Annotated in this window: 17 protein-coding genes; 4 read left to right on the forward strand and 13 right to left on the reverse strand. The window is 56.7% G+C overall.

Going from position 1 to position 24,210, the window contains the following annotated elements; translation table 11 throughout:
• Positions 1 to 3,543, reverse strand: coding sequence for an error-prone DNA polymerase (locus AC0V6N_RS06460; RefSeq protein ID WP_486170765.1), 3,543 nt, complete (start codon positions 3,541 to 3,543; stop codon positions 1 to 3).
• A 222-nt stretch (positions 3,544 to 3,765) separates the two neighbouring features.
• On the opposite strand from AC0V6N_RS06460, the gene AC0V6N_RS06465 reads away from it, so the two are divergent.
• Positions 3,766 to 4,332: a phosphoribosyl-AMP cyclohydrolase gene (locus AC0V6N_RS06465; protein WP_486170766.1), complete on the forward strand. Its 567-nt coding sequence runs from the start codon at positions 3,766 to 3,768 to the stop codon at positions 4,330 to 4,332.
• 62 nt (positions 4,333 to 4,394) lie between these two features.
• Here AC0V6N_RS06465 and AC0V6N_RS06470 read toward each other — a convergent pair whose 3' ends face one another.
• From AC0V6N_RS06470 to AC0V6N_RS06485, 4 genes are all read right to left on the reverse strand, one after another.
• A complete protein-coding gene (locus AC0V6N_RS06470; RefSeq protein WP_486170767.1) occupies positions 4,395 to 4,730 on the reverse strand; it encodes a PilZ domain-containing protein in 336 nt (111 codons plus the stop codon).
• Positions 4,731 to 4,794: 64 nt separating this feature from the next.
• Positions 4,795 to 6,378, reverse strand: coding sequence for a Y-family DNA polymerase (locus AC0V6N_RS06475; RefSeq protein WP_486170768.1), 1,584 nt, complete (start codon positions 6,376 to 6,378; stop codon positions 4,795 to 4,797).
• Entirely contained in the window at positions 6,320 to 7,195 is an 876-nt protein-coding gene (locus AC0V6N_RS06480; protein ID WP_486170769.1) for a recA-like protein, read from the reverse strand. Before AC0V6N_RS06480 ends, AC0V6N_RS06475 begins: the two co-directional genes overlap by 59 nt.
• Before the next feature lie 101 nt (positions 7,196 to 7,296).
• Positions 7,297 to 8,703: a sodium-dependent transporter gene (locus tag AC0V6N_RS06485; RefSeq protein WP_486170770.1), complete on the reverse strand. Its 1,407-nt coding sequence runs from the start codon at positions 8,701 to 8,703 to the stop codon at positions 7,297 to 7,299.
• 134 nt (positions 8,704 to 8,837) lie between these two features.
• Here AC0V6N_RS06485 and panB point away from each other — a divergent pair, with 134 nt between their 5' ends.
• The gene (gene panB / locus AC0V6N_RS06490; RefSeq protein WP_486170771.1) at positions 8,838 to 9,710 is read left to right on the forward strand and encodes a 3-methyl-2-oxobutanoate hydroxymethyltransferase; all 873 of its coding nucleotides are present in this window, start codon (positions 8,838 to 8,840) and stop codon (positions 9,708 to 9,710) included.
• On the opposite strand, the gene AC0V6N_RS06495 is transcribed toward panB, so the two are convergent.
• The 6 genes from AC0V6N_RS06495 to AC0V6N_RS06520 all read right to left on the reverse strand — a co-directional run bounded on the left by AC0V6N_RS06495 (position 9,707) and on the right by AC0V6N_RS06520 (position 18,564).
• The gene (locus tag AC0V6N_RS06495; protein WP_486170772.1) at positions 9,707 to 10,666 is read right to left on the reverse strand and encodes a bile acid:sodium symporter family protein; all 960 of its coding nucleotides are present in this window, start codon (positions 10,664 to 10,666) and stop codon (positions 9,707 to 9,709) included. The genes panB and AC0V6N_RS06495 overlap by 4 nt on opposite strands.
• A 62-nt stretch (positions 10,667 to 10,728) precedes the next feature.
• Positions 10,729 to 12,219 carry a tetratricopeptide repeat protein gene (locus tag AC0V6N_RS06500; protein WP_486170773.1) on the reverse strand — a complete coding sequence of 497 codons (1,491 nt, stop codon included), beginning with the start codon at positions 12,217 to 12,219 and terminating at the stop codon, positions 10,729 to 10,731.
• Positions 12,212 to 13,576: a PEP-CTERM-box response regulator transcription factor gene (prsR, locus tag AC0V6N_RS06505; RefSeq protein WP_486170774.1), complete on the reverse strand. Its 1,365-nt coding sequence runs from the start codon at positions 13,574 to 13,576 to the stop codon at positions 12,212 to 12,214. Before prsR ends, AC0V6N_RS06500 begins: the two co-directional genes overlap by 8 nt.
• Complete coding sequence (gene prsK / locus AC0V6N_RS06510) at positions 13,569 to 15,695, reverse strand: XrtA/PEP-CTERM system histidine kinase PrsK (protein WP_486170775.1); 2,127 nt, start codon at positions 15,693 to 15,695, stop codon at positions 13,569 to 13,571. The genes prsR and prsK overlap by 8 nt, the downstream gene beginning before the upstream one ends.
• Positions 15,695 to 17,080, reverse strand: a complete 1,386-nt coding sequence (locus AC0V6N_RS06515) for a TIGR03013 family XrtA/PEP-CTERM system glycosyltransferase (protein WP_486170776.1) — start codon at positions 17,078 to 17,080, stop codon at positions 15,695 to 15,697. The genes prsK and AC0V6N_RS06515 overlap by 1 nt, the downstream gene beginning before the upstream one ends.
• 146 nt (positions 17,081 to 17,226) lie before the next feature.
• On the reverse strand, positions 17,227 to 18,564 hold the full coding sequence (locus tag AC0V6N_RS06520; RefSeq protein ID WP_486170777.1) for a helix-turn-helix domain-containing protein: 1,338 nt from the start codon (positions 18,562 to 18,564) through the stop codon (positions 17,227 to 17,229).
• A gap of 156 nt (positions 18,565 to 18,720) precedes the next feature.
• Here AC0V6N_RS06520 and AC0V6N_RS06525 point away from each other — a divergent pair, with 156 nt between their 5' ends.
• Both AC0V6N_RS06525 and AC0V6N_RS06530 read left to right on the forward strand, forming a co-directional pair.
• On the forward strand, positions 18,721 to 20,319 hold the full coding sequence (locus tag AC0V6N_RS06525) for an isocitrate lyase (RefSeq protein WP_486170778.1): 1,599 nt from the start codon (positions 18,721 to 18,723) through the stop codon (positions 20,317 to 20,319).
• Between the two features lie 139 nt (positions 20,320 to 20,458).
• Positions 20,459 to 20,644: a hypothetical protein gene (locus AC0V6N_RS06530; RefSeq protein ID WP_330661030.1), complete on the forward strand. Its 186-nt coding sequence runs from the start codon at positions 20,459 to 20,461 to the stop codon at positions 20,642 to 20,644.
• A 100-nt stretch (positions 20,645 to 20,744) separates the two neighbouring features.
• Here AC0V6N_RS06530 and AC0V6N_RS06535 read toward each other — a convergent pair whose 3' ends face one another.
• A complete protein-coding gene (locus AC0V6N_RS06535) occupies positions 20,745 to 22,103 on the reverse strand; it encodes an amidohydrolase (protein WP_486172437.1) in 1,359 nt (452 codons plus the stop codon).
• A 228-nt stretch (positions 22,104 to 22,331) separates the two neighbouring features.
• Positions 22,332 to 24,161, reverse strand: coding sequence for an SLC13 family permease (locus AC0V6N_RS06540; RefSeq protein ID WP_486170779.1), 1,830 nt, complete (start codon positions 24,159 to 24,161; stop codon positions 22,332 to 22,334).
• Between the last annotated feature and the right edge of the window lie 49 nt (positions 24,162 to 24,210).

Here is a 24,210-nt window from a genome sequence, read left to right on the forward strand (position 1 = left end):
CTAGTGGAAATCCCGCGATTTGGGGATGATTCTGTGATTGCGCGGGTGCCCTTGCCCTAAATGCTCTTGAAGAACTGGCACTTCATCAATGATGTCACGCACTCTCAATCCCTTTTTCGCACGCCGATCTTCGCTTGTCGCGGTTGACATGGTTCGCCCTCCAGGAAGCGGATGCTTCACATGATCCGCTCTGGCAGTGGGTGCGTTGAGCATGTCATCGGAGAGCGAATAGAGTTTGCCGGTCGCATCCTCCATATGCTGTGCGATCACGTGGATCACTTCGTCATCATACTCGACGCGGCCGCGCACCTCCATCAGCCGGGCGCCCATCACAATCTTGCGCTGCTTCGCCATCAGATCGGGCCAAACGACAAGGTTCACCACCCCTGTTTCATCCTCCAGCGTGATAAAGCACACACCTTTGGCAGAGCCAGGGCGCTGCCGGATCAGCACCACGCCAGCTACGTGCACCATGGAGCGGAATTTACGGTCTCTCAGATCGCAAGCGCGCACAAAGCCGCGCTCAGCCAGGCTTGCACGCATGAAAGACATGGGGTGTGCTTTGAGGCTGAGACGGGTTGTTTGATAATCCGCCACCACTTCTTCCGACAGTGGCATCTGCGGCAACAGCGTCGGCACGCGCTCGGCTCCCTCATCGCGTTCCGCTGCGGCGCGAAACAGTGGCAGATCAGGCCCGGCAATCAGGCTGCGCGCATTCCACAAGGCCTGCCTGCGCGAAAGGTTCATTGAGGTGAAGCAATCTGCACTGGCGAGCCGTTCGATATGTGACGGCCCTAAGCCCGCCCTCTCGCGCAATTCGGCCACATCACGGTAAGCGCCATTCTCTTCGCGTTCTGCGATTAGTTGTGCCGCGACATGCTCAGGCAAGCCATCAACCTGCCGCAAACCAAGGCGCAATGCGATATGTCGGTCCATGCGCCCCGTTTTTACGTCTCCAGCCTCTTCCAGCTCCTCCAAAGTGTTATCCCATTGAGAGCAGTTCACATCGGCAGGCAACACCTCCACCCCATGCTCACGCGCATCGCGAACGATTTGGGCAGGGGCATAAAACCCCATTGGCTGCGAGTTCAGAAGCCCCGCTGCGAAGGCTGCTGGAAAATGGCATTTGAGCCAGCTCGACACATAGACCAAATGCGCAAAAGACGCAGCGTGGCTTTCGGGAAAGCCATATTCACCAAACCCCTTGATCTGGTTGAAACAGCGCTCTGCAAAGTCAGGGTCATAGCCACGCTCGACCATCTTACCAACCATCAGATCTTCCAACTCATGCACCATCCCGCGCGAACGGAAGGTCGCCATGGCTTTGCGCAGGCGATTGGCTTCGGTTGAGCTAAATTTGGCGGCATCCAGTGCGATCTTCATCGCCTGTTCCTGAAAGATCGGTACACCAAGCGTCCGCTCTAAAATACTCGAAAGCTCATCAGGCGGGCCATGTTGCGGAGAAGGCGCCGGGATACGCACTGGCTCTGCCCCGCGCCGACGTTTCAGATAGGGATGCACCATGTCGCCCTGGATAGGACCGGGCCGCACAATCGCAACTTGAATGACCAGATCATAGAACTCGCGCGGACGAAGGCGCGGCAACATATTCATCTGCGCCCGGCTTTCGACTTGAAACACGCCCAGCGAATCCCCTTTGCGCAGCATCGCATAGGTTTCCGGGTCTTCGCGCGGCACCGTTGCAAGATTGAGCGTACGGCCATGATGCGCCTCAAGCAGATCAAGGCACTTTTTAATGCATGTAAGCATGCCCAGTGCCAGCACATCGACCTTCAGGATGCCGAGCGCCTCAATATCGTCCTTATCCCATTCGATGAAACTGCGATCTGGCATGGCACCATTGCCAATAGGCACTGTCTGTGTGAGCGCACCTTGCGTGAGGATAAACCCGCCGACATGTTGCGAGAGGTGGCGGGGCATTCCGATCATCTGCTCGGTCAGTTTGAGCACACGTTTCAAATGCGGATCGGACAAATCCATGCCGATCTCTTCGACATGCGCCTCACCAATTTCGCGGCCCATCCCGCCCCAAACGGTACGAGCGAGCGAACTGGTGATGTCCTCAGACAGGCCCATTGCCTTGCCCACTTCGCGGATCGCCATGCGTGGGCGATAATGGATGACAGTTGCGGTCAGTCCAGCCCTGTGCCGCCCATACTTTTCATAGATGTATTGGATCACCTCCTCACGTCTTTCATGCTCGAAATCGACGTCGATATCGGGTGGCTCCTTACGCTCCTCAGAGATGAAGCGATCGAACAGCAATTGGTGTTTGGCGGGATCAACGCTCGTGATCTCTAAGCAATAACAAACCGCCGAATTGGCCGCTGACCCACGCCCCTGACACAGGATTGGCGGATCAACCGAGCGAGCGAAATCGACGATATCCTTGATGGTGAGAAAGTAGCGAGCAAGGTCTAGCTTTGCGATCAGAGCAAGCTCGCGTTGAAGCGTTTCGCGCACAGAGAGCGGCACACCTTCAGCATAACGTCGCCCAGCCCCGGCCCAAGTCTCTGACTTCAAAAATTCCTGCGGAGACTGACCATCTGGATATATCTCTTCCGGATATTCGTAGCGCAACTCCTCAAGACTGAAGTTGCAGTTATCCGCCACTTGACGAGCCGCCTGGATCGCGTGAGGCCAGCGAGCAAACAGTCGCTGCATCTCTTGCGGGGGTTTCAGATATCTTTCCGCATTGGCATGGAGCAGGTGTCCGGCCTCTACCACTGTCGTCTTGTTTGCAATGGCCGTCATCACATCTTGCAAAGGTCGACGCTCTGGCGCGTGATAATGGACATCATTGGTCGCCAACAGCTCAAGGCCATGTGCATTCGCCAACGCATCAAGGCGGTCAATCCGCCCCACATCATCACCGCGGTACAGATAGCTCGCGGCCAGATGGCGCAATGTAGGCAGTTGCGCGGTGAGATGCGGCAACAGCTCCGCAAATGGCGCGGTACAGGTAAGTCGTCCTCCCGGTTGATTCTCCACTTCAGGATGCAGCGCTACAACATTGCTGGGTAAGTGGAGCGTGTACTGAGTCGCCAAATCCTCCGGCGGGAGCAGAATGAGCTGCACATCATCGCAATGCTGTCTCAGCATCGCCAGATTGATCTCACACACGCCTTTTTGTTGCCACTCTCCGCTAAGCGTCTGCATCCGGCCAGCGCTGATAAGGCTACACAGCCTGCCATAGGCGGCGCGATCCTTGGGATAGGCAAGGAAAGCGAGCCCCTCCACCGTTTCGATGCGGCAGCCAATCACTGGCCTAATCTTGAGTGTCGATGCCTCGGTATGTACCCGCACTACGCCTGCAAAACTGTTCGCATCGGCAATGCCAATCGCATCATAGCCACATGAATAGGCGCGCATGACCAGATCCACCGCATCCGATGCCCCGCGCAGGAAGCTAAAGCAGCTCACCAGGCCCAGTTCGACGAAGGGCGCACGTTCAGGGGCTTGGACCGTGTTAGGATCCAATTTCAGCGTGCGCTTATCTGGGGTTAAAGGGGCATCAGGCATAGGTCATTCTAGTTTTTGTTCTATATATGTTCCTAACGATAATCCGCCAAATGCAAATTCTGCAATTTACGGGAACCCTCCCGCCAATGATACGTAATACCGAAACGGACCGGGCCCCTCTGGCGAGCAATCCTGCTCGTGATGTCGGACGTATTTGCGCCTCAACTTGTGGCGCTTGTATTGATCGAGGGGGCGACAGGCTCCCTCGTTAGGGAGTATCAAATGAACAAAATTGCATCTGTTTCAGTTCTTGGGATTAGCGCATTGGCATTGGCCGCTTGCGCTGGTGACGAAACCGCTGCAGCGGGCGAAACCGCCAATCCAATCACCGCTGAAGAAGTCGCAGCTGCACAAGCAGCATGGGGCGAAGGCATTGTCGCAATCGGCTCTGTATTCAGCGAAGACGGCGACTACAGCGCGCGCGCTCAGGAACACATCGCAACGCACTATGCTTATGGCGATGACGCAACCATCCTATTCAAGCCAACCTTGGCTGCAGAAGATCAGTTCCGTGAAACCACAGAAGAAGCGCTCAGCTACTTCGTGGGCGCCGAAGGCACTGAAGATGGCGGCTTTGCCATCCGTCCTTACACCAATGTTGAATGGGACAATAACGGCACTGTTATCTCGGACAGCGGAGACATGGCTGTTGCGATGGGCAACTACATGTTCACTGACGCGGACGGCGGCGTGACGAAGGTTGAGTACTCATTCGCCTACGAAAAAGACGAAAATGGCGATCTCAAGATTGTCCTGCATCACAGCTCGCTGCCATTCAGCGCGAGCTAAGCGGTACATCTAGTTTTTGGAGAAAGGGTCGGGGCATTGCTCCGACCCTTTTTGTTTGTGTCTTAGAGACGATGCAAACGCTGTTTTTGCTGAGACAGGTCATCCATCGTTAGCGAGCACAAATGGTCCAGCACGGCTTCGTGCATTTCACCTTCGAACGTAACACCTGCATAACGATCCTCAATCCAAGCGATCTTGCCGAGCGGAGCATTTACCCCGGCGACTCTCATCGTCACTCTGTCACCGACACTTGCGAAACCACGGCTTGCCTTGATCTTGCAACCGCCTTCAGAGATGTCGACCAGATCAACGAATACCACGCGCGATTGGACACGGCTTTTCACCATGATCCCAAGTGGGCGACGTTCCCTTGTTCGATTTACATTTGTCTCCGTCATTTCACCGTCTTGGCATGAATTCGTAAATTAAGTTTGATCGCGTGCCTAACGCTCCGTTTACTATTTACGCGCCCAGCCCTTGCAGAAACCAATCAGGCACCCCTCCGCGGCCGTCACCAGAGATGCCGTGGCGATAAACCCAATAACGGCAGCCATCAGCATCTTCGATCCGGTAATAGTCGCGCAGACGAATAGTCGATTTCTGCCGCCACCATTCAGGTGCAATGCGTTCCGGCCCCTCTACCCGCGCCACTTCATGCACATTGCCGCGCCATCGAAAGCGTTGCGGATAGCCATCGGGTGACGCGTAAAGCACGGCAATCTTCTCTGGTTTATCGAGCATTTTTAGGGGCCTACCCTGAGTCTTTTGCAACGGACATGAACCTGCCACCGGGACCAAAGGAGGCTGCCACCCTTGCCCACGTTCCGGCAGGTGGCTGGCCCGCGGCACCGGACGCCGCACTGCCTTCGAACCAAGCCTGACAGTCAACCGGTCCATGCAGGCAGCAAGCGAAGTGCCATGGCGTTCGCTCGCTTGCTCAACATCTTTTTGAGTAAGCGCAAGCGGCTCAGCCCAACTGGCACGCAGGCGCACTGTCTCAATCCCAAAACCGGCATCAACATCTTCAATTTTTTCAGCAAACAAGCGTGTCATATGCGCCGGATCACGCGTGGCACAGGCCAGTTCAAGCCGCCTGACAAGCACTTCGCCATCGACCCTCCACAAACCAAGTTCCAAGCGGCGTGCACCCTCGCCTCGCCCCTCCAGAGCGCGCGCCATATCCTTGGCAAGATCATCAAGCACACGATCAAGCAGCGAGCGGTGACGCAAAGGCTCCATCAAACGGCGCTGAACCAATGGCATTTGCTGCGGAACCACGGGCAATAGCGGTTCAGGCACACGGCCCAATAATTGATCCAGGCGAATAAGCGGATTGGCCGAAGGAGATTTGCGATTACGGAACCGGCGATGGAGCGCATCGCGCGCCGCCGCCTCAGAGCGATTAATTGCGCCCTTCGTTATATTGGCAAGGTCATCGAGCCGCTTAAGCCCCAACCGCCGCAAGACGGTGAGAACATCTGCATCAAGCCGGAGCGCTGCAACCGGCAAATTGCCCAGCCAACGCATCATGTCCCCATGCGCATCAAGAATCGCGCGCTGGGGTCCGAAATGCGCCAGCGCCCATGCCGCCCCAGCTGTGGGAGCAATCGCCGCACGCACACTCAGTTGACGCTTTAAAAATGCCTCTTGAACATCAGCGAGCAGGCGCTGCTCTCCACCAAACAGATGCGCAACTGCGCTTACATCAACCAATATACCATCGGGTGGATCAAGCGCGCTCCACGGGCCCCATCTCTGTGCCCAAACGGCAAGCTTCTCTAGATGCGCCAAGTCACCTGCAGGATCAGCAGGTGCCGTCTGTATCTGAGGGCAAAGCGTGCGTGCATCGGCGAGCATCATTCCAGATTGTGCACCGGCCTGACGCGCGGCCTCATTCACCGCTGCAATGCGCGGACCATGCGCGGTTTCGGTGATCAGAACGGTGGGATGGCTATCTGGCCCCTCCCCCTGTCCAACTTGCTCCCCCTCAGGCGCGAGCGACACCCGCCAGCGATCGACCGACAGTCGGGCGCACCAGATGGCCAATATCCGCCGCGTCTGAATTGGCGGGCTGGTTGATACCGGGTTGGCGGATTTTGAGGGGGCCTTTGTCATTGCTTAGTGTCCACTTGCCGGGCGCATGGCAGCTTGCCCGGAACAGTTCGGCTTTCCATGCTGGCGGACCGGGCGCATCAGCGTTCCAAAACGGGCGATCAGAGGGAGCCGCCTCCACCTGCCAGCGCATTCGAGCAGAAGAGAGATCAGCCTCCGCCTCAAGCCGCACCAGCCACAAGGCCACGCCATGTTTTTGCGCTGCAAGGCTCAGTCTGCGGGAAGCGGTGAAATCGAGAACACGCGGATTGCCAACAATCTCCCCGATCACACAGGCAAGATCGCGGCATCTAAGCCCCTCTTCGAGCGCGAAAAGAGCGTCTTGGGGTGTCTCCGCCTCCACATGGATCAAACGGTCCCGAAATTCCGAAGGCAGGCCATAAACATAAGGGCGACCTGACCGTTGCACAGCGCGTTTATCCTGCACCCAAAGCACTTGACGGTGATCCTCTGCCTCAGCGAGCGGGTCATCCGCCCCGCACGCCTCCTGCATCAATGCATCGCGAGCAAGGGCCAGAGCAAGCCCCGCTCCACTCGCATCCTCGCTGCCTGCGAAAATCTCACTGTGTAGTGGTTGTTGAGTAAGACCGGGCCGCCAGCGCGCCTCTCTCCGTTTGGAAAGTGCAGCAATATCCTGAACTGACAGCGTTGATTCTGGCAGACGCTTAGGCGCCCCACCCCCGTGAGAGAGGGGGGCCACAGGAGAGATATCGAGCGCTTTCGCGCGTAAAGGGCGTGCAGTTTGGATCATAGGAACTCAATAAGGACTCGGTTGAGTCTTATTTGTTCCCATTATGTTCCACATTTGAAGAGCGATTGCAACGGGTCAATTCCGCTGCAATCGCTCTTGCTTCAGCTAAAAAGACCGAAAGCGAGGATCACCATCAAGACAGCAGGGCAAACAAACCGCACCAGCAAACGCCATGTCTGATGAAGCGCGCCATCAATGCCGTTCTCCTCATCGATCAGGCGTGCATCTGCAACCCAACCGACAAAGATACAGGTCAGGATCGCGCCGATTGGCATGAACAGCTTGGCCGTGACCCCGTCCAGAGCATCAAAGAAATTCGCTTCAGCAAAGATCGGAATAAAGCCAAGCGGATAGAAGTCCGGCAATTCATTGAACGAGAGCGCCGACAGCACGCCCAAAACTGCAGCACCCGATCCCACGATCAAGGTGGCCACCGGACGAGAGACTTTAAACTTCTCAAACGTCCAAGCGGTCGGTGCCTCAAGCAGAGATACCGAGCTGGTCAGAGCGGCAAAGAACACCATCATGAAGAACGCCAAACCGATCAGCGATCCAAACGGCATCGCCTGAAACGCAATTGGCAAGGACTGGAACATCAGGCCAGGTCCAGCACTTGCAGAAAGGCCGGCTGCAAAAACGATCGGGAAAATGGCAAGACCTGCGAGCAAAGCCACAGCCGTATCAGCACCTGCGATGATGCCAGATGTCTCACCCAAATTGGTTTCACGGCTCGCATAGGCGCCGTAGGTCATCATTCCTGCTACACCCAAAGAGAGTGAAAAGAACGCCTGCCCCACAGCTGCGAGCATCACCTCGCCAGTGAGTTTCGAGAAGTCGAACGTGAACAGGTAGGCAACCGCTTCGCCAAAGTTACCCGTGAAAGCACCATAAATAGTGATCGCAAGGAATAGGACGAAGAAGAGCGGCATCAGATAAACCGCAACCCACTCAATCCCGCTAGATATACCGCGCGCCACAAAGAACATCGTAACCGCAAGGAAGCCAAGGTTGAGCCCAACCATCAACCCACCATTGCCGAACAGTCCGGGCAACAAGCCTTCAATCTCCCCTGCATCGCGCCCTTCAAACGCTCCGCCGGTCAAACCCGTTTGGATGAGGTCCTGCGCAAAGACGCCAATGTAATAGACAACCCAGCCGCCAACAACGCAGTAGAAACTGAGAATGAGGAAGGCTGCAAAAACGCCCATTGAGGCCAGAACGCTCCACCCTTCGGGCGCGTTTAAATCGCGAGCCACCCTGCGAACACTCTCGGGCGCAGAGGCCTGCCCATGACGTCCGATCAAAACCTCGGACAGCAAAACCGGAAGACCAATCAGCAAGACGCAGAAAATGTAGAACAGCACGAACGCACCGCCACCATTCTCTCCCGCTTCCGCAGGAAAACGCCACATATTGCCAAGGCCAACGGCAGAACCCACCGCTGCAAGAATGAATGCGCTGCGCGAAGACCAGCCTTCGCGTTTACCCGAACCGGATGCTGCTACCATGTTTGAAAAAACTTCCCTCTTGCCGCGCCTGTGAGAACGCGTTTCCCGTGTTGCCGTGCACTTTGCAATGAATTTGCCCTCACGCCAAGAGGGAAGCTTGGCGTTTGCACGCTCTAGGGCTAAATGCGCTACTTATGTCGACTACATTCCAGCTTGATACGAGCACCAGCCGAGCCACCCCCACCCCAAAGCCGCGCAAGCGTCTGACAGTCCCACGCGTGCGAACGCGCAAGAAGGATGGCGTTACTGAAGAACCTTTGGTGATGCTAACTGCCTACACGGCGCGGCAGGCACAATTGCTTGATGCGCATTGCGATTTGCTGCTCGTTGGAGATTCGCTGGGTCAAGTCATTTACGGCCTCGATTCCACCATCCCTGTCTCGCTGGAGATGATGGCAAATCACGGCGCCGCAGTGGTTCGGGGGAGTTATCACTCCGTCGTAGTCGTAGACATGCCGTTCGGCTCTTATGAAGCATCCAAAGAGCAGGCATTCGAGAGCGCTGCCTATCTTCTCAAAAAGACAGGCGCCGCCGCTGTGAAGCTGGAAGGTGGAGAAGCGATGGCGGAAACGGTTGAATTCCTTAACTCACGCGGCATCCCGGTTATGGGCCATGTTGGCCTAACCCCACAGGCAGTGAATGTGCTGGGTGGTTATGCCGCACGCGGACGATCTGACAATGAAGCCGATAAGATCGTCAGCGATGCGGTTGCCTTGGATAAGGCTGGTGCATTCGCAATCGTCATCGAAGGGGTTGTCGAACCCATTGCGATTGAAGCAACGAAGGCGGTCTCTTGTCCCACTATCGGTATCGGAGCCTCAGCCAAGTGCGATGGACAAGTTCTCGTAACCGAAGACATGCTAGGTATGTTTGAACGCGTCCCTCGTTTCGTGAAGCGTTACGAGGACATCGCCAGCGTAATCGACAAAACAGTCGAGAAATACGCTGCAGAAGTTCGAGATCGCAGCTTTCCCAGTGAAGAACAGACCTACCAGCCGAAAAGCTAGTTCTTGGCCAGAACACTCGCGAGCGGTGCCGCCACCATCAGTTGAAGCAAATGATAGAGCAGCAGCGGCGCAATCACGAAGCCTGCCACCTCAGCCGGGAACATGATCGCTGCGAGCGGCGCTCCGATAGCGACGCTCTTTTGTGCGCCTGCAAAAAGGAAAGCAATGCGGTCGCCACGCTCTAGCTTAAGCCCTCCACCTGCAAGCCATGCACCGCCTGAGCCGAAGATCAAGTACAGCACGACAATTGCGACGAGTGCCGCCCAGCCAACAGGGCCGAACATAGTACCGAGCCCTTGCTCGACCGCTCCTGAAAAAGCGACGTACACGGCAATTCCGATAACAGCCCTATCAAGCCACGCGACTTGGGATTTTCGCTCTTTGAGCAAGTCGATCGTCCAGCCTTGAACAGCCTGTCCCAGAACAAACGGCAAAATCAGGATGACGCCGATCCGAATGATCGTCTCAGCCCCTATGCTCGCTGCTTGTGTGCCAGCTAGGATTGCGAACAGAGGGGCAGTGATAAATACGCCCGCGATATTGATCAGTGCAGCTCCAACCACCGATAACGCTACATTCCCGTTGGCTAGACTGGTGTATGACGTGGCCGATTGAATGGTCGAAGGTAGTGTCCCTAAATAGAGAAAGCCCAATGCGACCAGTGGCGGTAGTATGGTGCCAGCGATGCTCGCCAAGCCCCAACCAGCGAGCGGCATGGCTCCAAAAACCCACAAGAACAGCGGCGCAAAGAAGCGCCAATTGGCCAGGCCACGTGCAATTTCTCCGCGCGCGATCCGCATTCCGTTGACCAGAAATAGCACAAATATTGCAGCATTTGAGACGAGCTGCGCGGTCTCTCGCAATTCCCCACTTGCAGGCATCATGATTGCCAGACCGGTCGCGAAAAACAGAACCGCGATCATGGGATCAGCAAACAAAGACAGGCGGGCAGTCATTGGGGTGTCGCCCTGCCGATTTGTAGAAGCCTTGTCGAGCGGCAGTTCTCGAATGTCAGGCTTTAGCTGTCTACGAATGCCCCGTGGATCAATGCGCCTCGCATCGCTTCAAATTGCTCCACCTCATCTTCGCGATCCAATCCGCGGGCAGCCTCTATGCGCAAGGCGAGGATTTCAAGATCATTGCCAGCACCAAGCGCGATTGCGTTGTCGAGCAATACAGCAACCCTGAGCCAGTCTTGGCGAGCGGCACTGGTTTGTGCGTAAAGCAAAAGCGCATCCGTATTGTGCGGATCACCCGCAATATACCGAGCAAGCAATACGTCGGCAGCTATCTCATCACCATATGCCCGGTAAGCAGCAATGATTTTGCGCGTCACAGGCCACGAACGGCGAACCTGCGCGGCAGTCTCATACAGTTCCAGAGCTTCTTGCGCATTCCCCGAAGCAAGCTGCGTATCACCAGCAAGCGCATGGAAATCACCAGAATAGGGAACTCGGCGCAGAATTGAGTTTGCGGTACGCTGCGCTGCAGAAACGTTACCCGAACCAGCAAAATCGCGCAGTTCAGCAGTGATCGCAGGCATCGTGCTGCTTCCCTGACCAGATCCCTCAAGTACAATGAATTCATCGCTGCGTGCTTTAAAAGCTCGCTCAAACAAGGGTAGTGCGCTGTCGCGCTCACCGCGCCGCTCAAGGCTTCTTGCGACCAACATGATCAGATAGGGCGAGGCATCTTCTCGTGCAGCTTGGGCACCGAAGCGATCAATCAACTCGCGGTCGCGACCACTTAGCCAGAGTGCCCGCGCCAACAGTTCATTGACGCGCATATTGGTTGGTTGGCGATCACTTAGCGCTTCGAGCGTCTCGACCGCTGTGTCTGAATTGCCCTGCTGAATTTCCAAGATAGCGGCCAGCATCATCGCTGATGGTACGCCCTCACCCGCTAACCCGCTTCGGCTTAGCAAATTGCTGGCGAGCACCGGATCACCTCCGCGCGCGGCTAACACAGCCTGCAAATAGTGGACCTGTGGGTAGGAAGGCGCAAAGTCGGCAAGCTCGCGCACGACGCTCAGCATATCCTTATAGCGGCCCAAATCGCCCAGAGTTGCCGCATAGTCAGCAACCACTTCTGGATTGCGCGGGTCCGCGTTTACGGCCGCCTCAAACCAGGGCAGAGATTCAGCCAGCCCATTCGCATCGCGAACCAATTGCGCTCGTAAAAGCAGTGCAGGCGCGTATTGCGGATCCAGTTCCAGCGCATAGTCTGCCGCGTCAATTGCCGTGAGATGCTCGCCCCCGCGGAACCGCAGTCGAGCGATATCCACCCAAAGACCCGGATTCTCCGGCTCAATCTCACGCGCTTCGTCATAGAAATCGCCAGCTTCAGCCAGTTCGCCATTGCTCATCGCGAGCCGCGCATCGCTCATAAGCTCGAGAAAAGTGTCGCTCCCATTCAAGGCAGAATTACCGCTTGGCGCGTCCTCTTGAGCGCACGCTGTGAGCAGCGAAAGACCTGCAACCGCGGCGAACAGGTAAGCGGCTTTACGCATGGAGATCATACTGTTTAAGGAGATCATACAAAGTGGGCCGGCTGATCCCGAGCAGCTTTGCCGTACTTGATATATTGCCTTCGCTCCGAGCGAGAGCATGGCGGATCACGCGCCGATCAGCGGCCTCGCGTGCGGCCTTTAGGTTTAACACATCGGCGCTTTCCTCATCTCCTTCGTCAAAGTCCAGATCATCAGCACCAACCAATTTGCCATCTGCCATAATCACCGCGCGCTTCACTCGATTTTCAAGCTCGCGCACATTGCCCGGCCAATCATGGGCATCAATTGCGCTCAACGCGTCGGGGGCAAAGCCGGTCACCGTCGGGTTCATTTCGCCAGCAAATCGTTTCAGAAATGCTTTGCCCAATAGGACTGCATCGCCATGCCGTTCGGCAAGGCTCGGTATACGCACGACAATTTCCGCCAGACGATAGAACAAGTCTTCGCGGAATGTGCCTGCACCAATCATTGCCTCTAAGTCTTGGTGGGTTGCGCAAACGATACGTGTATCAACCGCGATGGTCTTGCGCCCACCAATCCGCTCAATCGTGCGCTCTTGCAAAAACCGGAGGAGTTTGACCTGCAAAGGCAGCGGAATATCGCCCACCTCATCTAGGAAGAGCGTACCACCATTGGCGCTTTCGATCTTGCCTTCTGTGGTTTTGACAGCGCCCGTAAACGCGCCCTTTTCATGACCGAAAAGCTCGCTTTCCAACAAGTTCTCTGGGATCGCCGCGCAATTGATCGCGATGAATGGCTTGTCCGCACGATTGCTCGCGTCATGCAAACCCTGCGCAAGCAGTTCTTTGCCCGTGCCACTGGCACCCAAAAGCATGACTGAGACGTTTGTCGACGCAACCCGTTCGATAGTGCGGGCCACTTTGACCATTTCAGGCGCGCCAGTGATTAACCGCCCCAGCACCGTCTTATCTTCGCTCGCGTTGGCAACTAGGCGACGGTTTTCTTGCTCGATCTGATGAAGGTTAAACGCGCGCCGAACAATCAAACCCAACGCGTCAATATCAACCGGCTTCTGGTAGAAATCATACGCGCCACGCTCAATAGCTTGCAGAGCGCTTTCACGAGCGCCGTGGCCGCTTGCAACAATCACTTTCGTATCCGGTTTCAGCGCCATGATGGCATCGAGCACAGCGAAGCCCTCCGTCGTTCCATCGGGGTCAGGCGGCAAGCCAAGGTCCAGCGTCACAACCGCAGGCGCTTCACTGCGAAGGGCAGCAATTGCGCTTTCACGATCACCCGCGATCACGACCTCGAAATCCTCATAGGCCCATTTGAGCTGCGCTTGCAGACCCTCATCATCTTCGACGATCAGCAAAGTGGGTTTTTTATCAGCCATGTAAGGCCTCTTCTTTGTTTAACTTGTCCCGGTCCTCAATAAGCCGTTTGGCTTCTGGAAGCGGGAGAGTGACGGTGAAACGGGTGCCGACATCTTCACGTGATTCAACCGATACACGGCCACCCATGGATTTGATCATTTCGCGCGCTTCAAACGCGCCGATCCCAAAACCGCCCTGTTTTGAGGAAACGAAGGGCTTAAACAGGCCGCTGCGGACGAATTCGGGCGACATGCCATGACCAGAATCGATGACTTCGATTTGGCCTGCCAGCCCATCGCTCAAAACGCTCAGGAAAACGGTTCCACCCGGATCACTCGCATCGATAGAATTCTGCACGAGATGGATTAGCGCCTGTTCAAGCGCCTCCTGATCAGCCAGCACTTGCACGCTGTCTGCGCGAGTAACCTCAACTGGGTGCACGGTTTTAAACCGCGTAGAGATCGATCTGGCGACGGTCGCCAGATCTAGCTCGCGGACATTTTGCGTATGCCCTGAACCATACCGATTTAGCCGCGCGAGCAGTGCATTCAATTTGTCTGCTGAATTGCGCAGGGTAACCAGCATGTCGGCTCGGAATTCGGGATTGTCAGCATGCTTTTGCGCGTTCCCGGAAAGCAGCGAGAGCTGGCTCGCCAGGTTCTTGATATCGTGCATGACGAAAGCCATTCGGCGATTGAACTCATCGAAACGGCTCGCATCCATCAAAGCCTGCTGGCCAGCTTGTTCGGCGAGGTAGCTTGCAAGCTGTTGGCCTACGACCCGCAACAGATCAAAATCCTCCCAATCAAGCCGCCGCTCAATGCGCGGTCGAGCCAGAACAATTGCGCCCACGAGGCGGTCGAAATGGATCAATGGAACGAGTGCCCAGGCATCGTCCGCTTCACACAGCCAATCGGGAACGTGTTTAAGCTCACCATGATGATCAACGCCTTGGCGGGCTTCGTCGAGGTCCAGAATGTGGCTATGCTGCTCCAGCAGGCCTGAAAGCGTGAAATCACCCGCAATCGCAGGAACCTCCAAAGTCGCCCAGTTCCAGCGCGCGGTAAGCTCCAATTGAGCTTCCTCATTGGGAACCAGCAACAAACCCGCCGGGCTGTCGGTAATGTCGGCCACCGCTTTTACAGCGCGCTCATGAAAGCTCGAATTGGTGGCGGAGCCGTGGCTGACCGTGCGCGTGAAACGCAGCCATTCTTCGCGGTAATCATAGCGATGCTGAAAAAGGTGTTTAACCGCTGTCACTCGCAACCACCCACGCAGACGCTGCGATGGCAACCAGAACAAGGCTGCGACACCGGCAAGAATCAAAAATACAACCTGGCTCGCGCGGGCCATATCGCCGCCAATCAATGCCAGTGAACGTGTCACCAGCACCATGATCAGCAGGTAAAGGCCAATCACGAGGAGCGACAGCGTCTGGAAAGTCACCGCCCTAGAAGGACGGAATTGCAGCCCGGCGCTGGTGGAATTGGCTCCAATCGCCAAAAGCGCTGTCATTGTGCCTGCAACTAGCCCTCGCGCTGTGACGAGGATTTCGGGGTATTCGCCGCTCAGGTAGGCAAGTGTGTAGAGGTTCAAGTCGTATGCGAAAACGGCGGCGAGCCCGATACCGCTCCAGCGGATAATGCGCCGAGACGAAGCCGCTGCGCCTGCATACAGGTTGTGAAGCAACATCAGCGCGCCGATCGCGACCAGCATATTGAGCAGCGTGCCCACTTCGAAAATCACCTGCGCGACTTGCGGAATGTACCCAGCCTGCGCGCTGATTATTAGCAGAACAGGCTGGAACAATTGCACAAGAGCAAGCGCGATAATCACGGGACGGATGGGTTTAAGACTTTCATCGCGGCCATCAGCAGCGAAGAGTCGAAAAATCACAGCAATGAGCGCCAAGTTCCGCAAGGTTTCTGCGAGCTCAATCGCCGCAGAACCCGGCTGATAAGTGACGGAAACCACGCACCAGATCACCATGGTCGTGCAAGCGGCGAGCACTGCCGCACGGTCTGGCCGATTCCGGTCGCCAAACTTCGCGATCCAAAGACCGGCGCCTGCACTCAGAATCGCGCCCGTAAGGTAGCAAAGCAGCGTCACAGACGTATCAAGGCCAGCAATCGTAAGCACTACCGCGCGCCCTCAGGCCAAAGGACTACACGAACGGTTTGAAGCAGGATCACGAGATCCAGGAACGGCGTATAATTCTTGGCGTAATAGAGGTCGTATTCGAGCTTTTTGCGGCTGTCCTCGGTCGACGCACCGTAAGGATAATTGATCTGCGCCCACCCGGTAATGCCGGGCTTGACCATGTGCCGCTCCTGATAGAACGGGATTTGTTCTTGCAGGTCATCAACAAACTTGGGCACCTCAGGGCGCGGGCCGACAAAGCTCATTTCGCCTTTTAGGACGCTCCATGTCTGGGGCAGTTCATCAATGCGGACCTTACGAATGAACTTGCCAATGCGCGTCACGCGGGTGTCATTCTTTTCTGCCCACTTCGCGCCATCTTTTTCCGCATCAATGCGCATTGAACGAAGTTTGATGAGGTAAAATGTCTCTCCATAAAGACCAACGCGCTGTTGGCGGAAGAACGCCGGCCCCTTGCTATCGAGCTTCACAATCATTGCGAACAGCGCGATAATCGGAAAGGTGAGGAGCAGCAGAATTAGGCTGGCAACAATATCAAAGATGCGTTTGAGCGCACTTGAAAGGACACGGCCGCTTGAAAACCCGTCAGAGAAGATCAACCAACTTGGATTGACCGTGTCGAGGTCAACCCGGCCCGTTTCACGTTCCAGAAAGCTGGAGAAATCGTTTACGTGCACGCCCTTAGTTTTGATCCGCAAAAGGTCATTGAGCGGCAGCGAATTGCGGCGTTCTTGCAGGGCGAGCACGACTTCGCTCACTCCGAGATTTTCGACGAACCGGCCAAGGTCATGGATCGCCTCGCGGGCAATCGCTTCTTCAACCACGCGTTCTGGCTCTGACATGGCGATGTAGGAGACGATGGCAAAGCCACTTTCAGGCCGATCGCCAAGCTCGCGCAAGCGCTGCGCCCGATCTCCTGCTCCGAGCACCATAACCCGGCGTCGAAACGACGAAGAGCCAAGGAAGCTCATCAGCGCAAGCCGGTCCAAGACCAAAACGAGTATGGCGAAACCCATCGAGTATAGCAGCGTAGAGCGCCAGAACGTGCTGCCGGGCAGTATCCAGTCGATTGTTGCAAGCGCAATAATACCGAGGCTAATTGCAACCAGCAGTCGCGCCCCTGCAAATCGGAGACTGCGCAAAGCATAAGGGCCGTAAACGCCGACGGAAATCATCGCCACCCAAACAACAGCAGCGGACCCGACGAGAGGTATCCAACGGGTCTCAATCGGCCCCGGGTCCATCCCAATCTGTGCAGAACGAACCTGCCATGCAAGCTCACTTGCCACCATCAACAGCGCAAGATCCAGCATGCCGAGCAACAGCACGGCGTGTGGGATGTAATGCTTAAACAAGCGGATCATTGCGTGGCTAGGCCTTGAACAAGAGTGTCAATCACACACCCTTTAGACCGGAGAAATTAAGTGTCGGTAAACTTTACACAGCCGCTTAAGCCCCGCATGAATGCTTGTGTTTCATCGGTTAATGGCGCGGTAACACCCTCTAGCCGCTAGCCAGATCCCTCGCTGACAAGCCGCTGCGGCGCTGGTGTAAGACAATCTGCTCTTCCACAGCGAGGGCAGCCAACGCCCAGCGGTACGGCATCTTGCAGATCGAGCGACACGCCGCGCGCCTCTGATAATTGCCCAGCATATCGCGCTTCAATTCCCAGCACGACCGAACGACGCGCCGAGCAAGCCGCACCATCAACCTCGATCGTTCGCGCCATCGTAAACCAATGACGCGGGGCGGCCTCACCTTCCCCGAAAGTCACCGCTTGTGTCAGCATGGTGCCGCGACTTTCAAAGGCGGCATAGGGTGCCCATGCCGGCCAGCGCGCACCATCAAGCGGATAGATCGCTCCGCTCGCACCAGCACTGAAATGAACCATCCGGCCAGTCCGGCCAAACCGGGCACTGAAGAATGGTAGGCCACGCTCACCCACCCTTTGCAAGGTAGTGAGCCGCTCAGCCAATTGGTCAAAGCTGACTGCAAACCGCCTCTGCAAAATTGCTACATCATAGCTTGTCTGCTCACAGGCGCGAAGCAAGCGGCGATAAGGCATTAACAGCGCAGCAGCGATGTAATTGGTGACATGCTCTCGAAACCGATCACGTGCCTCAGGAGAGGAGAGATTGGCCCCTGCTACCAGCGTCTCAATCGCCTCGCGCTGTTCAAGTATCGCGATTTGCCGTGCAATTTGGAACCGGCGCGCAGCACCACCGAGCATTTCGGACAATTGCAATTGCCGCGCATGCAAATCGAGGCGATCGACCAAGCCGGGAATGACGTCAGCTGGAAGGATACGCACCGACAATCGGTGCTTCTCACGCAATCGTTCTGTCAGAGCGATGCTGATGTCCCCGCGCGACAGCCGCAACTCATCCGACAGATCCTCAGCTGCGTGATCTAGATCAGCGAAGTGGTTTTGCCACCGCTCCACAGCCTCACGCGCTTCGTTGATCGGGTCTTCGCCACGACCTGAACCGGGGCCCGAATTGTCGTAAAGCCTTGCGAACGCTGCGGCTGCCTGAGGGGCGGCTGAGAGGAATTCCTGCAATTCCTCACGATCGATCCCAAGATCAGCAAACCGTTTATCCGCCATGCGCCGCGCCAATCCATCAACACCGCCAATCGCTTCATCCTCCCGCAGCGAACGAGGATCAAAGTCAAATCGCTCAATCACCTGCACCAATACGCGGGCAGAAAGCGGACGCTGGTTGCGCTCAATTAGGTTGAGATAGCTGGGGGAAATGCCAAGCGCGGCGGCCATTGCGGCTTGGGTGAGCCCTTCACTCTTGCGCAAACGACGCAAGGAAGGGCCAGCGAGCAGTGAGTTATCAGTCATACCGGTTCTGTAAATTAATTGACAACATTACACAAGGATCGCCGAAATGGACCCGATACAGACACGAAATTTAGTCAATTTTCCTGTCACGCTGCGCTGCAGCATGGCAATAAGGGTTCATAAAACTCCCCACCTCTCATTTTCAGGAGCCGCTCCATGACATACCAAAACTCAGTCACCCAAATGCAAGGCCTGATCGACAATGCCGGACCAAGCTGGGGCGCAATTGATGCCGAAGCGACCGCTCGTATGGCGATCCAGAACCGCTTCCCCACAGGGCTCGACATCGCGAAATACACTGCCAAAGTGATGCGCGCTGACATGGATGCCTATGACGCAAATCCTGCAGACTACACACAGTCTCTGGGTTGCTGGCACGGTTTCATCGCTCAACAGAAGATGATTTCGATCAAAAAGCATTTCGGCACCACCAAACAGCGCTACCTCTACCTCTCTGGTTGGATGGTTGCCGCGCTGCGTAGTGAGTTTGGCCCACTTCCCGACCAATCGATGCATGAAAAGACCAGCGTTCCAGCGCTGATCGAAGAGCTTTACACCTTCCTCAAACAAGCGGATGCTCGCGAACTCGGCATGATGTTCCGCGAGCTGGATGCAGCGCGCGACGCTGGTGATGAGGTGAAAGCGAAGCAAATTCAGAACAATATCGACAATTACGAAACACACGTTGTTCCGATCATTGCTGATATAGATGCAGGCTTCGGCAATGCTGAGGCAACGTATCTGCTCGCCAAGAAGATGATCGAAGCGGGTGCTTGCGCTCTCCAGATCGAAAACCAGGTGTCTGACGAAAAGCAATGCGGCCACCAAGACGGCAAAGTCACCGTGCCTCATGAGGACTTCCTTCAGAAGATCCGCGCGATCCGTCACGCTTTCCTCGAAATGGGCGTTGAAGACGGCGTGATTGTGGCTCGCACTGACTCGCTCGGCGCTGGCCTCACGAAGCAGATTGCCGTTAGCCAAGAGCCGGGCGACCTAGGCGACCAGTACAACGCGTTCCTCGATTGTGACGAGGTAGACCCCGCTGACATCACCAATGGTCAGGTCTTCATCAGCCGCGACGGTAAGCTGTTGGCTCCTAAGCGCCTCCCATCGAACCTCTACCAGTTCCGCGCTGGTACTGGCGAAGATCGATGTGTGCTTGATTGCATTACCGCGCTCCAAAACGGCGCTGACCTGCTGTGGATCGAAACGGAGAAGCCGCATGTCGAGCAGATCGCTGGCATGGTGGACCGTGTCCGCGAAGTCATCCCCAATGCAAAGCTGGTTTATAACAACTCGCCTAGCTTCAACTGGACACTCAACTTCCGTCAACAAGTCTTTGATGCTTGGGAAGAAGCAGGCAAGGACGTTTCCGGCTATGACCGCGCCGGACTGATGAGCATTGACTATGACGGCACCGATCTGGCTGCCGAAGCTGATGAGAAGATCCGCACATTCCAAGCCGATGCTGCGAAACGCGCTGGCATCTTCCATCACCTCATCACTCTGCCAACCTACCACACAGCGGCGTTGAGCACCGATAACCTTGCTAAGGAGTACTTCGGTGAGCAGGCGATGCTTGGCTATGTCAAGAATGTGCAGCGTGAGGAGATCCGTCAGGGCATCGCTTGTGTGAAGCATCAGAACATGGCCGGCAGTGACATCGGCGATGATCACAAGGAGTACTTCGCCGGTGAAGCTGCGCTGAAAGCAGGCGGCAAAGACAACACCATGAACCAGTTCGCCGCGGCGTAAACCGCACGAGCGCACAGTTGGAGAGGGGGTTCTCGCGGGGATCAGCATAAGTCTGGCCTTGCGGGAACCTAACCAACCCTTCATGAGCTTTGTCATCACCACTCAAACCTGATTTGCAGGTCACGCGAAGAGAGAGACCATGAGCGATACCGATACGCCAAAAACTGAACCTTCACGCGCCCGCGCGCTGCTTTCGACCGCTGATATGAAGCTTCTGCGCCGTGCGCTGGAAAGCCATGCACGCGGAACTGAAGACCGCGATGAGCTTGCCAAGATCAACGCGCTGCATCACCGCTTGGGCACATACGTGCCTGATCCGCAGTAGGAAACACCCAGTTCACCAGTTCTCCTGGGGAGGAGAAGACGGCCACCAAGAGGGACATCCCCTTTTGGTGGCCGTTGATTATGGAGTTAGCACAAGTGCCTTAGCCGCCGTTCTTGGGCATCAGGTCGAGTGTCGCCGCTGTCAGAGCCTCTGTCGCGGTTGCGATCACCACGGGCGCGTCAGGCGCCCAGAAGGGTGAATGCAGGCTCGGCAGTTCCACTTCGCCGCGCTGGGCCGCTTCGAACTGCTCTTGAGGGACTCCGCCTACCCAGAAGATGAGCGATTCCACATTCTCTGGATCAGCGCGGTAGAACTGGCCGAAGTCCTCGCCGCCCATCACGCTGGGCGTTTCCATCACGCGCCCTTCAAAGCGCTGTGACAGTCCGGCCATCACCTGCTCGGTGAACTCGGGCGTGTTGTAGGTGGAGGGCGTGTAAGGGTCCTGCACCGTCACCGTTGGCAGCTTGTCCTCTGGCATACCCGCAGCGATCGCTTCGCCGCGCGCGATCCGCTCGATCCCTTCGAGCAGTTGCGCGCGCACTTCGTCAGTGTAGCTGCGCACTGTGATCTGCAACCGCGCTTCATCACTGATGATGTTGTGCTTCGATCCTGCGCGGAAGCTGCCCACCGTCACCACTGCGGGGTCAAGCGGGCTGATCTCGCGGCTGACCAGCGTTTGCAAGCGCATCACGATGGCAGAGCCGATCACCACAGGGTCAATCGTCGTATGCGGATACGCGCCATGTCCGCCAATGCCCGGAATGCTCACATCAACGCTGTCCACGTTCGCCAGAGCATACCCCTTTGAATAGCCGATGAAGCCCGCAGGAGCCTGCGCTGCATCGTGGAAGGCGAGCACATAGTCAGGTTTGGGGAAGCGTTCGTAGAGGCCATCTCGGAGCATCGCCAACGCGCCCTCACCCGTCTCCTCAGCCGGTTGCAGGATCATGACGAGCGTTCCTGACCACTCATCGCGCCGCTCTGATAGCAGCTGCGCAGCGCCGACCCAGGCGGCCATATGCGTGTCGTGGCCGCAGGCATGCATCACGCCTGTCTCAATGCCGGTCGCAGGCACCGCTGTCCGTTTCGAAGCGTAGGGAAGCCCTGTCTGCTCGATCACAGGCAGACCGTCCATGTCTGCGCGCAGCATGACGGTCGGGCCCTCGCCGTTTTCCAAGACAGCAACCACGCCGGTTTGCCCTACCCCTTCGGTTACGGTGAAACCCAAGGCACGCGCCCGCTCTGCAAGCTTGGCGGCGGTCTCGAACTCCTGAAAGCTCAGCTCCGGGTTGGCGTGCAGGTCTTGGTATAGCTCAACCAGACCCGGCATATCCTCCATCACGGCGGCGCGCAGATCGTCGCCAGCACCAGCATTGGCGGCCTCACTGTGGCTTTCCGCAAAGGCCGGTGATGCCATCGCCAAACCAAGGGCCGCTCCTGCTGCCAGAACCCGCTTCATCATACCCAATTCTCCCCGTTCATTCCAACATCGCCTATCGTTGCTTTACAAGCACTTAGGCGAGACATGGACCGCATGTTACACGGTCCAGAGGTAAAAAAGTGCGACGCCCAAATATGTCCCTCAATTTGCTCTCCAAGGGACCGAAATAGGCGTCTCAAAACCATTCCGCGAACCTGCCACATGGACCGCAAGTAGGAAAGCGGTCCAAGTCGTTAAGGCTTGCGCCTACAACCCGTACCAAAGCACCAGCAGTACCGAGAGCGAGATCACCATGATGATCACCAGCGGCACACCTGTGCGGATGTAGTCGCCAAATTCGTACTTGCCCTCTGCCATGATCAGCATGTTAGTCTGATACGCAATCGGGGTCGCGTAACAAAGGTTGCAGCCGAACAGCACGGCCAGCACGAGCGGCTCTGGCGGAATGCCAAGCGTCGCTGCGATGCTAAACGCAATCGGCGTGCCCACGGTCGCCGCTGTCGCATTGGAGGCGAAATTGGTGATGAAGGTCACAAACGCCATGATCGCCGCAATCACCAGCGCAGGCGGCAAATAGACAAGGCCAAGCGACAAGGCCTGCCCCAACCAATCGGCAGCCCCGCTTTCGTCAATCACTCGGCCAATCGCGATACTCGCGGCCACCAGCACGATAACTTGGCCAGAGAGCGCCCTGCCCACCCGGTCAAACTTCACGCAGCCCGTCACAAACATCAGGATCGCACCGGCAAGCGCGCTGATCGCGATGGGGAAGATGCCCACGGCTGCGGTGACAACTGAAAAGCCCATGATCGCAGCCGAAAGCAGCGCTTTGGACCGGCGCGGGAGCTCGCGCGCGCCTTCGAGCATCAGCAGGCTGTCTGCTCGCGCAAAACCCTGAAGGTCGTCATAAAGCCCCATGACCAGCAGCACGTCGCCTTCCGCAATGCGCAAATCGCCGCCATCGGAATACTGGTTTTTCTCACCCATCAACCGCTCAGGCCGGTGAATACCGAGCACTGCAACGCTATAGAGGTCAGCAATGCCAGAGCTGGGCAACGTGCGCGTGATGAGGCGCGAATCCGCCGTAACCGTCATCTCCACCACCATCACATCTTCACCGCGCGATGAAGACATGCGCTTGATCCGGTCGAGCACCCAGCTCGGCGCAAGCTCGCCTTTCAGCTCGCGCGTGGCGTCTTCCAACGCTTCGTGGCTGCCAGAGATGTGCACGCGTTGCTGCGGTTGAAATGGACCAGAGGATTGGCCGTGAAAGGTGATGCCTTTGGGTAGCTTGTCCTCAATCTGCGAAAGTTCAGATCCGGCCAGCAGCGAATCATTGCCAACACGCAAACGGGTGTGGAACTTGCGCTCGGTCGCCTCGCTCTCCGTGCGATTGTCACCCAGCAGGCGCGGCATGACGAGCCACATATAAGGGAGCGCCACGAGAGCCGCGAGCAGCACAATCGGGGTGAAATCAAAGACGCCGATCTCTCGCATCCCGAGGTCAACTGCGATCGAGACAACCAGAATATTGGTCGAGGTGCCGATTGTGGTTGCGAGGCCACCGATCAACGAGGCCGCGTTTAGGGGCATCAGAGTCTTGGACGTCGCCATCGCGCCGCGCTGCGCCAGCGCTGCGAATATCGGGATCATCAACACCAGAACGGGCGTGTTGTTGACGAACATCGACAGGATCAGCGCGATCAGCAGCGATACCAGCAGACCCAATTGCAGGTTCCACTTAAATACCCGCTCCAGCAGGCGCGCAGATGGCTCCAGCGCGCCTGTGACCACCAGGCCTCTGCCCATAATCATCAGCGCGCAGATCGTGATCAGGGCGTAATGCCCGAACCCTCCAAATGCGAGCGCAAGGCCATCAGTGGGCTTTGCCACCTCCATCAACCCGGTTTCGGGATTGAGCGTTTCAAGCGGGAAGAAATACAGCCCCACCGCAATCACCGCGATGGTCAGCAGTGATACGATCTCAATCGAGCCCCACCCGCGCACAAATGCGACGAACATGGCGACCGTTACGACCATTGCCGCAAGGGCGTGATAGGATGGCAGATCTAGCATATGGTCTGTGAAAGCTGATCTCCCAAAGCGCGCAAGGCTTGGCAAGAGA

It is taken from the genome of Erythrobacter sp. S57(2025), assembly GCF_057365055.1.